We start from the raw sequence: 14,150 nt of genomic DNA, 5'->3' as shown, positions 1-14,150 counted from the left end.
TTGTAAGAATTTACTCTTTATATTCACCCATTTTACTATACTTGTCCATTCTTTGGGCAATTAAGTCGGCTGTTGATAAGTCTTTCAATTCATTATAACCTTTAGTGATATATTCTGCTACGGTCTTAAAAGTAGTTTCGCGATCATAGTGCGCTCCTCCTAGTGGTTCCGGAATTACATCATCTACTAATTTTTGTCTTTTCATGTCAGAGGATGTCAATTTTAAAGCATCCGCTGCACGTTCTTTGTATTCCCAGCTTTTCCATAAAATAGAAGAACAGGATTCCGGAGAGATTACAGAGTACCATGTATTTTCCAACATATATACTTTATCTCCTACCCCTATTCCTAGAGCTCCTCCAGAAGCACCTTCACCAACAATAATGGTAATGATTGGCACTTTTAATCGAACCATTTCAAAAATATTTCTTGCAATAGCTTCTCCCTGTCCTCTTTCTTCAGCTTCCAGACCCGGATAAGCACCCGGAGTGTCTACTAAAGTTAAAACCGGAATACCGAATTTCTCTGCCATTTTCATCAAACGCAGGGCTTTACGGTATCCTTCAGGATTTGCCATACCGAAATTACGGTATTGACGTGTCTTGGTATTGTATCCTTTTTGCTGACCCACAATCATAAAAGACTGGCCGTTTACTTTTCCTAAACCACCAACCATTGCTTTATCGTCTTTAAAACCTCTGTCTCCATGAAGTTCTAAAAAAGTATCACCGCATATTGCCCTGATATAATCTAACGTATAAGGCCTGTTCGGATGCCTTGACAATTGTACACGTTGCCAGGCCGTAAGGTTTTTATATATTTCTTTCTTAGTTTGTTCTAATTTCTTGTTGATTTCCTTACAAGTTGGTGTAACATCAACGTCAGATTCTTTTCCAATTATCACGCACTTTTCTAATTGTTCTTCAAGTTCTTTTATTGGAAGCTCAAAATCTAAATATTCCATGGATTTTTGAATTTTGTTTGTAAATCGAACCGCAAATATAAAAATATTATATCATTGGCAGAATTAAATGTTGTTTAATATATAAAAATGCAATTTAAAAATAAGGTAAATATTACACTTTTTTCTTATTTTGATAATGTTTAAAAACCCCGTTTAAAATAACTGTAATGACAATTATTACCGCTCCGATATAAAATTCGGTGCTCATTTTTTCTTTTCCTCCAAGAATAAAATAGGCCAGGATAATCCCGTATACTGGCTCTAAATTAGTGGTTAGCATAACGGTGTAAGGCGTTAATCTCTGCATTACTTTTACAGAAGCAGTAAAAGCATAGGCCGTACAAACTGATGCCAGCACAAGCAGCAAAACCCAGTTATTCACAGACATTGAAAAGAAATCCGCATTAAATTTTCCCTGAAACAAAAAATAGACCGAAATAAAGAAAACACCGGCTCCAAACTCATAAAAGGTAATTACTGATGGTTCATGATCTGCTATTAATTTTCCATTCATAAGCGTAAACAATACGCCCAGAATAATAGAAGCCAAAGCAAAATAAACGCCCTGAAGGTATTTTATTTCCACTTGCAGAATCAGGCCTAAACCGCCAATAATGATCAGTCCGAAGAAAACTTCGTACCACAATATCTTTCTTCCGTAAAATATTGGCTCTAACAAAGACGCAAAAAATGCCCCCAGCGAAAAAATCGAAAGCGTAATGGAAACGTTAGAAATGTGAATGGCTTTAAAAAAGAAAATCCAATGCAAGGCAATCAGCAGTCCGACAAAAATAAGTTTAAAAAATTCTTTCACGGGAACCTTAAACGATTGTCTTTTGCAGACAATAAAAATTCCCAGAAAAATCCCGGCAAGAAGCATTCTGTACCAAACCAGATTTTCAGCATCAATAGTTATTAAAGCACCCAAAATGGCTGTAAATCCCCAGATAAAAACAATCAAATGAAGATTTAAGTAACTTTTTAAATTATCGTTTCGCATTACGTAAGAGGTAAATGGCCAAAATTCCAAAAACAATATTTGGAAACCAGACTGCTAATAAAGGTGAGAAAGTTGATTTTTCGGCAAGAGTACCAAATATTTTATCAAAAAACACAAAAGAAAAAGCAATTGCAATTCCTATCGCCAGATTTGTTCCCATACCACCACGACGTTTCATAGCAGAAACCGCAACGGCAATAATAGTAAGGATAAAGGCAGAAACAGGAACACTGTATTTTTTGTAGAGTACTACCAAATAAGTATTAATATTTCCTGAACCTCTTTTTCTTTCTTTTTCAATAAATTTATAAAGTTTCCCTAAACTTAGAGTTTCAGCAATATAAACCACCGGAGTTAAATCTTCTAACTCAAATTTAAAGGCCATATTTTTTTCAGGAACCTTTTCAATTACATCATCTAGTTCATTAACTGTTCTTTTTGTATAATCGTAAAGTATATAGATTTTTTTCTTCGGATCCCATTTGATACGGCTCGCCGTGATTTTATACTTCAGCTTATCCTTGTCAAAATGTTCTAACGAAAAATTAAATGCTGTTTTCGATTCTTCATTGAAACTATTAACGAAGATAAAATCATTATCATTAATTTGCCTGTAAACATTGGTGTTCTCACCCCGCATGAGTTGTTTTCCATTTCCTTTCAGATAGGTATACCTGAAATTATTAAAACCTTCACTGGCCGCAGGAACAATGAAAAACCCCATTAACAACACAAAAACCGAAATAATACTGGCCCCGATAATATAAGGTCTTAAAAATCGTGTAAATGAAATTCCTGAACTCAGAATCGCAATAATCTCGGTATTATTCGCCAGTTTTGAAGTAAACCAGATCACCGATAAAAACAAAAATATCGGAAATAAGGAGTTCGCAAAATAGATGGTAAAATTGTAATAATAGATCGCAATATCCATAAACGGAATCTTGTTCTCCAACATCTTATTCACCTTTTCAGAAACGTCAATTACAATTCCAATCGGAATAAATAACATGATCATCACCGAGAAAGTGGCTAAATAGCGTTTTAAAATATACTTATCTATTATTGTTAGCATAGATTTTTTTGTTTTTCTTGTTTCATGTTTCAGGTTTCAGGTTCTGTTGGAGAGAACCTGAAACCTGAAACAAAAATAACCTGAAACTTTTTTATAGTCTTTGACTCATATTTTTAACCATCATTTCTTTCCATGGTCTGAAATCGCCTGCTAAGATATGTTTTCTGGCCTCACGAACCAACCACATATAAAAACCAAGATTATGAATCGTTGCGATTTGTTTTCCCAAATATTCATTCGCTGCGAACAAATGACGCAAGTAGGCCTTTGTATATTCTGTATCTACAAAAGTATGCCCCATTTCGTCGATTGGAGAAAAATCATCTTCCCACTTTTTATTTTTAATATTAATCGTTCCGTTTGCCGTAAACAACATACCATTTCTGGCATTACGCGTTGGCATTACGCAATCGAACATATCAATTCCCAGCGCAATATTTTCCAGAATATTGATCGGAGTTCCTACTCCCATTAAATAACGGGGCTTATCTTCCGGCAAAATTTCGCAAACTACTTCTGTCATTGCATACATTTCTTCGGCAGGCTCCCCTACTGACAAACCTCCAATTGCATTTCCCTGCTGACCTGAATTTGCAATATATTCTGCCGACTGACGACGCAAATCTTTGTATGTACTTCCCTGAACAATTGGAAAAAAAGTTTGTTCGTATCCGTATTTATAAGGCAGTTTATCTAAATGACTGATACAACGATCCAGCCAACGGTGCGTCATGTGCATCGAACGCTGTGCGTATCTGTAATCACAAGGATAAGGTGTACATTCATCAAAAGCCATAATAATATCAGCTCCGATGGTACGCTGAATTTCCATTACACTTTCCGGTGAAAAAAAGTGATACGATCCATCAATGTGTGATTTAAATTTCACCCCTTCTTCCTTAATTTTTCTGTTATTCGAAAGTGAATACACCTGATATCCACCAGAATCTGTCAAAATATTACGATCCCAGTTCATAAATTTATGCAATCCACCCGCTTTTTCAAGAATTTCAGTTTGCGGACGTAAATATAAATGGTAGGTATTTCCAAGAATAATGTCCGGATTGATATCCTCTTTCAGTTCACGCTGATGCACCCCTTTTACAGAAGCTACCGTTCCGACAGGCATAAAAATAGGCGTTTCAATTACGCCATGATCTGTAGTAATACTCCCCGCTCTCGCTTTAGATTGCGGATCTTTTTGTAATAAATCAAACTTCATCTGTTTCTTTTTTCAGTCGGCAAAGATAGGCTAATTTGAGGAAAATCTAATTAATTAGAAAATTAGTCAATTAGAAAATGAGATAATGATTTTGATTGTGCTTAAACCTGGTTTAAAATGAGATAATTAGTCAATTAGAAAATGAGATAATTGTCTCAGATCGGAGTAACCCGACTCCATCTGCGTTAGGGATAGCAGCGACATCCTTTTGTGACACAGGTCCGGTCTTAATTAACAATAATTTTTTCCGGAACAAAAGATATAGCGGATAGCCCGACCCTTGGGGAACGCCCAAAATAATAACATCAAATAATGTAAAAAGTACAAGATCTAAGTACTAAAAGTGTAACAGGATTGGATGCCTGATTGCTTAATTTAGTAAAAAGAAAAGTAAAATTTTAAAATATAGAAATCATGATAAATTCAGAAGAAAAAGACGCCATAAAAGAAGATCAGATTGAAAAAAACCTGGAACAGTTGGATTATCCGGCATCAGAAGACATTTATAATAAGGAAGAAAAAACAAAAGACATCGATCCGGATCATATTACCAATGGCAAAACAATTGATGAGAAAGAAGGAGAATGGAATGAGAATTCCTTCAACATCGACAAAGAAAACCAGACCGGAGAAGATCTTGATGTACCTGGTTCTGAACTGGATGACCAGCAAGAAGAAATTGGGTCTGAAGATGAAGAAAATAATTATTACAGCGAAAGCGACACTAATTAAAATAACAATACAATTATTTATCAAAAGTTTATTTGCCACACATTAAAGGATTAGCACTGATTTTTTTAAATCAATGGAATCCTTTAATCTGTGGCAAAACTTTTATACACTACAACAATACTTCAGTCTTTTTTTAAGATCAATAAAAAAAGAAACAAAATTTAACAATTCTGACAAACTAAAGCAAAAAATCATTTGTCTCCCCGCAAAATAACGATTACTTTTGCTGTAGTTTAACTTTTACACATAAAATGAAGCCTAACACACAACAATTAAGCGATTTAACTATCCAAGTAAGAAGAGATATTCTTCGTATGGTACATGCTGTAAACTCAGGCCACCCGGGTGGATCACTAGGTTGTACAGAATTTTTGGTAACCTTATACCAAAACATCATGGACCGTAAAGAAGGTTTTGATATGGACGGAATCGGAGAAGATATTTTCTTCCTTTCAAACGGTCATATTTCTCCAGTTTTTTATAGCGTTTTAGCCCGAAGCGGTTATTTCCCTGTTTCAGAATTAGCTACGTTTAGATTATTAAATTCTCGTTTACAAGGGCATCCAACCACTCACGAAGGATTACCTGGTGTTCGTATAGCTTCCGGCTCATTAGGACAAGGTTTATCTGTAGCGCTTGGAGCTGCTCAGGCTAAAAAATTAAATGGAGACAATCATATCGTTTATACCCTGCACGGTGATGGTGAATTACAGGAAGGTCAAAACTGGGAAGCGATCATGTATGCTTCTGCTAAAAAAGTAGACAATATTATTTCGACTATTGACCTTAACGGGAAACAAATTGACGGAACAACTGACGAAGTTTTACCAATGGGAAGCATTCGTGCCAAATTTGAAGCTTTTGACTGGGATGTTCTTGAAATTAAAGAAGGAAACAATATCGATGCTATCCTTGCAGGTCTGAATGATGCCAAATCAAGAACAGGAAAAGGAAAACCGGTTTGTATTTTATTATATACTGAAATGGGTAACGGAGTTGACTTCATGATGCATACGCACGCTTGGCACGGAAAAGCGCCAAACGATGACCAATTGGCAAATGCATTGACTCAAAACTATTCTGCAGATCAAATCGATTATTAAAAAAAGCCATAAGCCTTAAGCAGTAAGCTTTATGCCTATTGCCTACAGCCTATTGCGTACAGCAAAAGAAAAAAAATGAAAAAATATACAAATACAGGAAGTAAAGATACCCGTTCGGGCTTTGGAGCGGGAATGACTGAATTAGGTCAGAAAAATGAAAACGTTGTTGCCTTATGTGCCGATTTAATTGGTTCATTAAAATTTGATGAGTTTAAGAAAAATCACCCGGAACGTTTTTTCCAGATTGGTATCGCTGAAGCCAATATGATTGGTATTGCTGCCGGTTTAACCATTGGCGGGAAAATTCCATTTACAGGGACCTTCGCTAATTTCTCTACAGGAAGAGTTTACGATCAGATTCGTCAATCTGTTGCATACTCGGATAAAAATGTAAAAATATGTGCTTCTCACGCTGGTTTAACACTTGGTGAAGACGGAGCAACACACCAAATCCTTGAAGATATTGGTTTAATGAAAATGTTACCCGGAATGACTGTAATTAATACTTGCGATTACAATCAGACCAAAGCGGCTACGCTTGCATTGGCAGATCACCATGGCCCGGCTTATTTGCGTTTCGGTCGTCCGGTAGTAGCTAACTTTACGCCTGCTGACGAGCCTTTCGTAATCGGAAAAGCAATTTTATTAAACGAAGGTACTGATGTTACTATTGTAGCAACAGGGCATTTAGTTTGGGAAGCGCTAATCGCTGCTGAAGCTTTGGAAGCTAAAGGAATTTCTGCTGAAGTAATCAACATCCATACAATTAAACCACTTGACGAAGAAGCGATTCTAAAATCATTAGCTAAAACAAAATGCGTGGTAACTGCAGAAGAGCACAACATTCTTGGAGGTCTTGGAGAAAGCATTTCAAGAGTATTGGCTTTAAACACTCCTGCTCCACAGGAATTTGTTGCTGTAAACGATAGTTTTGGTGAGTCTGGAACTCCGGAGCAACTAATGGAAAAATACAAACTAAACAATCAGGCGATTGTTGAAGCTGTAGAAAGAGTTATTAAAAGAAAATAATTTAAATTTTCTTACTTTATATACAAAACCTCGAAAGTGATTTCGAGGTTTTTTTGTGCTTTTTTTTCTACATTAAATCAAATAGTCGCACTACAAATTAGCTAAAAAGCAGCGACAGAAATCAAAGACGTTTATTGTTTTAAAATTTCAGCCAATAAACTTCTAACTATTTTACACAAGACAAACAACTCCATAAAAAAACCCCGAAAGTGATTTCGGGGTTTTCTATATTTTTCTTTATTTAAAAGTCATTACGGCTTAGGCGTATGATGCGCTTTATCCACATGAAGTCTTAATCGGTTTGGAGAAGTATAATCCGGCTCACCAGTTGCTGCAAATGCAGGAATACCTCTAGGCTCCGTTTCATCTGTATTGGGAGTATTAGGATTATCTGCAACAGGGGCTGTGAAAGGATAATATTTACTTATTCCGTAGTTAACTGAAACACCCTCTTCTATAACAATACCCACTTTATCTTTTGGTTTAGTAATCTCCAGTAAAGTCGTAAATCCATCCCCATCATCGTCAACATCAATAAAATCAGCCAGGCCATCACCATCTGTATCATCAGCTAAATTAGTCGGCGGTTTAGGATATTTTGTTGTATTTCTCAAATCATAAAGATAACCATCCTTATTCAGATCTTCTTCAAAATCATAAACGCCATCAAAATCATGATCTAATCGCTGAAGACCCAATAATTTAAAACTAAATACCAGACAAGAATAAGCCGGTATATCAGTCTGTCCGGAACCATAGTAGGCTAAGCCCGAAGGTAAAAACATAACACCTGCTCCGTAATTATCATACGTTATAGTTCCGCTGCCATCGCTTGCTACTGTCGTTGTTCCTGTTTTAAACTTAGGAAAAATTTCTGACCAGCCCTCTATTACAGAAGTAGTCAAATAAGGTTCTAAGCTAAAATCTCTCGCTACCCCATAAGAGGTATCAAAAACTTTTCCGTTTAAGGTATTGCCTGAATAGGAAGCCGAAATTTTATCGTAATTAGTAGGAGCCTGCCCTGTACCTTGTCTTAATACCAGATAATACACTTTATAAGTTACATCATTACTATAAACATCTCTTGATTGTATAGGATATTGAGTCTGATCGAAAATAGAAACCTGAGTGCCTCCTGCCGGAATTTTAGATATCTTAATATCATAATTAGCCGAAACGCTTTCGATATAATTATTCTTTAAATATTTCATAATTGAATCACTATCAGCTTTATATTGTTCCTTATAATCTCTTAAGGGAACTATTTCCGCATCGTCATCACTTTTATTACAAGAAACTATAGCAATACCTGCAAGTAATAAAATAAAATAATATTTAAATTTGTTCATTATTCTTAATTTTTTAGGTGCGCAAGATACAATATTGATTTATTTTTGTAAAGATTTTAACTTCTATTTTAGAAAAATTATGAGAATAGATAAATACCTGTGGTGCGTACGTTACTACAAAACCAGAAATATGGTTACTGAAGCCTGCAAAAAGAACCATATTACTGTAAACGGACTGGTTGCAAAACCATCAAAAGAGGTTTTCCCTACCGACAGGATCACCTTTAGAAAAGATCAGATTACACAAATCATAACCGTACTTGACATTCCGGAAAGTCGTGTCGGGGCAAAACTTGTTGATATATACCGAAAAAACGAAACTCCGGCTGAAGCTTATGCGCATTTGGAATTATTAAAACTCTCCAAAGAACATTATCGCAAAAGCGGAACAGGAAGACCCACCAAAAAAGACCGAAGAGATATTGACGAATATGGTAATGATATTGTTGACGAAGAAGAAACAGAATAACTCACAATTTTTCAAATTCCAAATTCCAAAACTAATGAAACAATAAATTCTCTATATCGGAATTTCAAAATTGGAATTTAGAATTTTATAGTATTGGAATTTGAAAACGTAAATTTGTATTTTAGCAAAAAAAAATAATCATGAACAAGAACATCATCTTAACGAATCAGGAAATCGACCATAAAATAAAACGTATCGCGTACCAAATTTACGAGACTTTTGTTGATGAAGAGGAAGTTGTGATTGCCGGAATCGCCTCTAACGGATCTGTTTTTGCTCAAAAAATAGCCTTGGCTTTAGGCAACATATCTACTCTTAAAGTTTCTCTTTGTGAAGTCAGGGTTGACAAACAAAATCCTCAGTTGCCTATACAGACGTCTTTACCAGCCAGTGAATATTCGAATAAAGGATTAGTCCTTGTAGACGATGTCTTAAACTCCGGCACGACTTTAATATATGCAGTTCGTCATTTCTTAGACGTTCCGCTTAAGAAATTCAAAACTGCAGTACTTGTAGACAGAAATCATAAGAAGTACCCTGTAAAAGCCGATTTTAAAGGAATCTCCCTTTCGACTTCATTATTAGAGCACGTTCAGGTTGTTTTTGATGAAAATGGCGATGATTACGCTTTTTTAAGCTAGCAGCGCTACAATATCCTGAACTGTTTCTTCGACGGACTTATTATCAACCGAAACTTTATGTTTTGCCTGGTTGTAATAAAAGCTTCTGTCGAACAAATGTTTTGCGATAAATTCCCTCATTTCTTCTTCATTCATATTAGCGATCAAAGGCCGCTTGCTCTTATTATGAATTAGTCTATTATATAAAGTCTCTATGGAAGCTTTTAAATAAATTGAACTTACATCCTCTCTTTTCAATAATTCATGATTATTGGCATAACAAGGCGTTCCTCCGCCTAAACCAATTATGCTGTTTTCTGAAGATTGAAGCAATTCTACAAAAATTTCATGCTCTAATTTTCTAAAATAGATCTCACCATGCTGTTCAAAAATTTCATTTATGGACAAATTTGCTTTTTTTTCGATGCATTTATCCAAATCGAGAAACGGAATATTTGTGATTTTTGACAAATTTTGGGCAATTGTTGACTTTCCGCACCCCATATAACCTAATAACACAATTTTTTTCATATTAATAAAACCTTATAAACTAAGACGTTGTGAACTTTTCGTAAAAAAAGACAAATTTATAATAAAAATGCTTGGAAACTTCGAAAATAACTCCTTATATTTGCACCCGCATTCAAGGAATTAAATGACTCGATAGCTCAGTCGGTAGAGCACATCACTTTTAATGATGGGGTCCTGGGTTCGAGCCCCAGTCGGGTCACAAATTTTGTGATTAACAAATTAAATTCCTTGAAAGCAATGACTCGATAGCTCAGTCGGTAGAGCACATCACTTTTAATGATGGGGTCCTGGGTTCGAGCCCCAGTCGGGTCACAAAAGGTCGAGTAATTTATATTACTTGGCCTTTTTTTCATTTACGGCCACGTGGAGAAACGGTAGACTTGCCATCTTGAGGGGGTGGTGCTCGTAAGGGCGTGTGGGTTCAAATCCCACCGTGGTCACATTTTTTACTTTATTTTTAAAACAAAAGCCTCATTACGAGGCTTTTGTTTTGTATAGCTTTTTTATTTGACCACCATATCCCCACAAAAGAGTGATGTAATTCCTATTTTTCACAAAGTTCTTTCAGTTTGTCGAGTGCTTTTGGGTAAGTCTCGTTCATATAACCTGAAAAATCTTCCGCTGTATCTAAGTCAACAGTAACGGTTGTAATCCCTTTGTTTTTTTCAAACGTATAATTTTCAAATCCGTTTGCCCACTTTTCTACCTCCGGTCCTTCTGTTATTTCCTGATCAGCTTTTAAAAGCCCATAATGTTGAATAGAAACAAATTGGTTGGGAATGTTTACAGCTATCCTGGAAACCATACCTCCTTTTTCTCCTTTCTCATCTACACCAATAAACAGAATTTTAGTTCCCTTGTCCCAACTTCCTTCATAGGTAGATGTAGGATTAAACAAGGAAGTCCATTGCTCATAAGTTGATTTACTAGTAATGCCAAGCATAAAATCATATATCCTGGCAACAGGTGAATTGATACTTACTTTGAATTGTAACTTTTTCATAATATTAAATATTTTAAATTGTTATTGTCTGTTACACTAGCTGTCATTTTACATCGCATATAACATTCCCAAACTTCAATCGATTTGTGGACTTTGCAGCAGCGTATTTTCTGCTACACTAAATTATAAAATAAAAAGGTAATTCTACTAAATCTACAAATCGATTAAAACGTGTGTTAGCGGGAGTTTAATTCTTAATCTTACATTCTGGCTTTTATTTACATAAAAAACTTTCTACAGGTCACTAAATGGAACAAAGCAGAAACATCTTTTGTCCAATTTTATTTCGGTTTAAAATAATGACATAATAGCTATTCCGCCAACATAAATAATCCTGGTAACAATAAAATTTTTTATTTACTAACTATTATTTCACAAAAGAAATTCTCTTACAAATAAATCTTTCTTAAATTCGTCCAGAATTAATTAACCTACTAATCCCAAATTAGTCTATGAAACATTTATTATTACTATCATTTCTTATGATTACGTGCTCTGGTATTGCACAATCTGCAACCGGATATTTTGATAAAGCCATGAAAAAGGCAGAATCAGGAAACACTAAAGGTGCTATTGCCGATTACACCAAAGCAATAAGCATGAATTCTAAATTTGTTGAAGCCTACCAAAACAGAGGAGTTGCCAAGTACAAACTCAATGATTTAACAGGAGCTTTGGCTGATTTTACTAAAGCAATCGAATTAGACACAATGAATTCTGATGCTTTTACAGGAAGAGCCAATGTCAACTACAAACTAATGAATTACGACGCCTCAATTGAAGATTGTTCGTACTGCCTTATGATGAATCCTAAAGATTATATTGCTTATAACTTAAGAGGTTTGGCTTATAATAAAATTGGAGATAAGAAAAAATCCTGCAATGACTTCACAAAAGCAATTGAGCTAGGAAGCAAAAGCGCCATAAAAAACAAAGCGACCTTTTGTAAATAAAATCAAAAAACAAAGTTTTTAATTGAAAAGCAATCTGCGAAAGTTCATTTTTCCAGATTGCTTTTCCGTTTATATGCTTACCTGTTTTCATCTTAAAATATTATTACATTTGCTATCCTAAACTAAATTTCAATGGCGCTCCTTAAAAAAATAAACAACAACGCTAAAACGGATGTAAATTCCGGATTCGGAACGAACGCAAGCAGTTACGGCGGAAGATTTGTAAACAAAAACGGAACGCCCAATATTGAAAAAAGGGGCATGCATTTATTGCGCCGCATCAGTTGGTACCACACTATGATTGAAATGCCAAACTGGAAATTCATGCTTATTCTGTTTTCTTTTTACATCATCATCAATTTTATTTTTGCGATTGTTTATTATGCTATCGGAATACAACATCTCGACGGCATAGCGGCTTCCGGAAACTTCCTGACCCAATTTGGACAAGCTTATTTTTTTAGCGCACAAACTTTCACTACCGTAGGCTACGGACACATCAGCCCTACAGGATTTTTGACAAGTGCCTTATCTGCCGCTGAAGCATTAATCGGTCTGCTGAGTTTTGCTATTGCAACCGGTTTGTTCTTTGGAAGATTCAGTAAGCCGACAGCTTTCTTAAAGTTTTCACATAACGCCCTGATTTCACCTTATGGCGACCATAAAGGATTAATGATACGGCTTGTACCCTTTAAAAATACCAATTTAACAGATGCAAAAGCAAAAGTAACACTTGGAATGACTGTTGAAGAAAACGGGAAAATGACGAACAAATTCTACAATTTAGAACTGGAACTGGACAAAATAAACGCCCTTTCATTAAGCTGGACCTTAGTACATCCGATCACTGAAAACAGCCCTTTGTATAACTATACAGAAGAAGATTTCAGGAAAAATCACGGTGAAATTTTGGTTTTCATTACTACTTTCGATGACATGTTCAGCAATACTGTTGCCGCAAGAACATCCTATACTTTTGATGAAATTATTTATGGTGCAAAATTCCAAACCATGTACAACAGAAGCAAAGATGGCTCTAAAACTATTTTACATCTGGACAAATTAAATCAGTATGAGACTACATAATTCCCTATATTCCTTGATTTTAGTTAAGATTTAAAGGTAATCTCAGATTTTAGTCTATTTTTGTTTACCAAATTGTAGTATAATGATAAACAACATAAAGACTGTTTTCAGCATAAAAGATCTTGAAAACTTATCTGGAATAAAAGCACACACGATTCGTATCTGGGAAAAAAGATATAACATTCTTGAACCTATGAGAACAGATACCAATATCAGACTTTACAATCTACAAAATCTACAGAAACTTCTAAACATAACATTACTACACGAATACGGTTATAAAATTTCTAAAATCGCAACCTATTCCGAAGAAAAGATTCCACAACTTGTTCGTGAAATCATCTCAAAAAAGAATTCACAGAATTATGCCATTACTTCCTTTAAAATGGCAATGATGAATTTTGACCAGGAAATATTCTTCAACACTTTTGACTGGCTGATTTCTGAAAAAACGTTTAAGGAAGTTTTCAAAGAAAATTTTCTTCCTCTACTGAAAGAACTCGGATTACTATGGCAATCTGAAACTATAACTCCGGCAAATGAACATTTCATGAGTCATTTGATCCAGCAAAAAATATTAATTTATACCGAAAGCCTTCAAATACAAAAGCCAACCAGAACCGATCGCGTTTTTGTACTTTCCTTACCTTTAAATGAAATTCATCAGATCGGGTTACTGTACCTGCAATATGAAATTTTATCCAAAGGTTACAAAACCATTTATTTAGGAGAAAGCATGCCAATCGAAAACCTTCAGGATCTTACCCGACATTTCGACAACATCACTTTTATATCCTTCATGACCATTCAGCCGGACCGCAGCATTATCAATCAATATGTAAAATCGATGGGGCAAAAATTACTCCTGAAAAACAACGAAATCTGGCTTATGGGAAATATGGTAGAGCACATTGATACTAAAAATTTACCCGACAGAATACATATTTTCAGTTCGATGAACGAAACAATAGAAAGAATATAAATATTTTGTTTAAAGTTTTTGTACATTTGTTA

Annotated in this window: 15 protein-coding genes and 3 tRNA genes; 11 read left to right on the top strand and 7 right to left on the bottom strand. The window is 35.1% G+C overall.

The genetic code is table 11. The features are described from left to right. Window positions 1–10 precede the first annotated feature (10 nt). The 4 genes from HAV12_RS05545 to tgt form a co-directional block, all read right to left on the bottom strand. Window positions 11–964: an acetyl-CoA carboxylase carboxyltransferase subunit alpha gene (locus tag HAV12_RS05545; RefSeq protein ID WP_132038316.1), complete on the bottom strand. Its 954-nt coding sequence runs from the start codon at window positions 962–964 to the stop codon at window positions 11–13. Window positions 965–1,076: 112 nt separating this feature from the next. Then, the gene (locus HAV12_RS05540; protein ID WP_132038317.1) at window positions 1,077–1,964 is read right to left on the bottom strand and encodes a DMT family transporter; all 888 of its coding nucleotides are present in this window, start codon (window positions 1,962–1,964) and stop codon (window positions 1,077–1,079) included. After that, window positions 1,951–3,039: an LptF/LptG family permease gene (locus HAV12_RS05535; protein WP_171568797.1), complete on the bottom strand. Its 1,089-nt coding sequence runs from the start codon at window positions 3,037–3,039 to the stop codon at window positions 1,951–1,953. The genes HAV12_RS05540 and HAV12_RS05535 overlap by 14 nt, the downstream gene beginning before the upstream one ends. Window positions 3,040–3,130: 91 nt before the next feature. Continuing rightward, window positions 3,131–4,261 (bottom strand): tRNA guanosine(34) transglycosylase Tgt, encoded by a 1,131-nt coding sequence (gene tgt, locus HAV12_RS05530; RefSeq protein ID WP_132038319.1) that lies wholly within the window; start codon window positions 4,259–4,261, stop codon window positions 3,131–3,133. Between the two features lie 414 nt (window positions 4,262–4,675). Here tgt and HAV12_RS05525 point away from each other — a divergent pair, with 414 nt between their 5' ends. The 3 genes from HAV12_RS05525 to HAV12_RS05515 all read left to right on the top strand — a co-directional run bounded on the left by HAV12_RS05525 (window position 4,676) and on the right by HAV12_RS05515 (window position 7,125). Next, window positions 4,676–4,993 (top strand): hypothetical protein, encoded by a 318-nt coding sequence (locus HAV12_RS05525; protein WP_171568796.1) that lies wholly within the window; start codon window positions 4,676–4,678, stop codon window positions 4,991–4,993. 251 nt (window positions 4,994–5,244) lie between these two features. After that, entirely contained in the window at window positions 5,245–6,096 is an 852-nt protein-coding gene (locus tag HAV12_RS05520) for a transketolase (protein ID WP_171568795.1), read from the top strand. Window positions 6,097–6,171: 75 nt separating this feature from the next. After that, window positions 6,172–7,125 (top strand): transketolase family protein, encoded by a 954-nt coding sequence (locus HAV12_RS05515; protein WP_171568794.1) that lies wholly within the window; start codon window positions 6,172–6,174, stop codon window positions 7,123–7,125. A gap of 251 nt (window positions 7,126–7,376) precedes the next feature. Here the strand turns inward: HAV12_RS05515 and HAV12_RS05510 are convergent, their stop codons facing one another. Continuing rightward, window positions 7,377–8,474, bottom strand: coding sequence for an FKBP-type peptidyl-prolyl cis-trans isomerase (locus HAV12_RS05510; RefSeq protein ID WP_171568793.1), 1,098 nt, complete (start codon window positions 8,472–8,474; stop codon window positions 7,377–7,379). A 79-nt stretch (window positions 8,475–8,553) separates the two neighbouring features. On the opposite strand from HAV12_RS05510, the gene HAV12_RS05505 reads away from it, so the two are divergent. Next, window positions 8,554–8,943 (top strand): RNA-binding S4 domain-containing protein, encoded by a 390-nt coding sequence (locus tag HAV12_RS05505; RefSeq protein WP_132038324.1) that lies wholly within the window; start codon window positions 8,554–8,556, stop codon window positions 8,941–8,943. Between the two features lie 140 nt (window positions 8,944–9,083). Then, complete coding sequence (locus HAV12_RS05500; protein ID WP_171568792.1) at window positions 9,084–9,584, top strand: phosphoribosyltransferase domain-containing protein; 501 nt, start codon at window positions 9,084–9,086, stop codon at window positions 9,582–9,584. Here HAV12_RS05500 and HAV12_RS05495 read toward each other — a convergent pair. Next, complete coding sequence (locus HAV12_RS05495) at window positions 9,576–10,094, bottom strand: shikimate kinase (RefSeq protein WP_132038326.1); 519 nt, start codon at window positions 10,092–10,094, stop codon at window positions 9,576–9,578. The genes HAV12_RS05500 and HAV12_RS05495 overlap by 9 nt on opposite strands. A 126-nt stretch (window positions 10,095–10,220) precedes the next feature. On the opposite strand from HAV12_RS05495, the gene HAV12_RS05490 reads away from it, so the two are divergent. The 3 genes from HAV12_RS05490 to HAV12_RS05480 all read left to right on the top strand — a co-directional run bounded on the left by HAV12_RS05490 (window position 10,221) and on the right by HAV12_RS05480 (window position 10,534). Beyond that, window positions 10,221–10,293 (top strand) — tRNA-Lys (locus HAV12_RS05490). A gap of 40 nt (window positions 10,294–10,333) precedes the next feature. Then, window positions 10,334–10,406, top strand: a tRNA-Lys gene (locus tag HAV12_RS05485). Window positions 10,407–10,451: 45 nt separating this feature from the next. After that, window positions 10,452–10,534: transfer RNA gene (locus HAV12_RS05480), tRNA-Leu, on the top strand. 104 nt (window positions 10,535–10,638) lie between these two features. Here HAV12_RS05480 and HAV12_RS05475 read toward each other — a convergent pair. Beyond that, window positions 10,639–11,097 carry an SRPBCC domain-containing protein gene (locus HAV12_RS05475; protein WP_171568791.1) on the bottom strand — a complete coding sequence of 153 codons (459 nt, stop codon included), beginning with the start codon at window positions 11,095–11,097 and terminating at the stop codon, window positions 10,639–10,641. A 452-nt stretch (window positions 11,098–11,549) separates the two neighbouring features. Between HAV12_RS05475 and HAV12_RS05470 the strand changes: the two genes are divergently transcribed. The 3 genes from HAV12_RS05470 (at window position 11,550) to HAV12_RS05460 (ending at window position 14,118) form a co-directional block, all read left to right on the top strand. Continuing rightward, the gene (locus HAV12_RS05470) at window positions 11,550–12,050 is read left to right on the top strand and encodes a tetratricopeptide repeat protein (RefSeq protein WP_238698727.1); all 501 of its coding nucleotides are present in this window, start codon (window positions 11,550–11,552) and stop codon (window positions 12,048–12,050) included. A 132-nt stretch (window positions 12,051–12,182) separates the two neighbouring features. Beyond that, entirely contained in the window at window positions 12,183–13,136 is a 954-nt protein-coding gene (locus HAV12_RS05465; RefSeq protein WP_171568790.1) for an ion channel, read from the top strand. Between the two features lie 82 nt (window positions 13,137–13,218). Continuing rightward, complete coding sequence (locus HAV12_RS05460) at window positions 13,219–14,118, top strand: MerR family transcriptional regulator (RefSeq protein ID WP_171568789.1); 900 nt, start codon at window positions 13,219–13,221, stop codon at window positions 14,116–14,118. Window positions 14,119–14,150 lie beyond the last annotated feature (32 nt).

This window comes from Flavobacterium sp. CLA17 (genome assembly GCF_013112255.2).
GTDB lineage: Bacteria > Bacteroidota > Bacteroidia > Flavobacteriales > Flavobacteriaceae > Flavobacterium > Flavobacterium circumlabens.
Note: the sequence above shows the minus strand (reverse complement) of the source record. Positions and strands in the feature narration are given on the sequence as shown.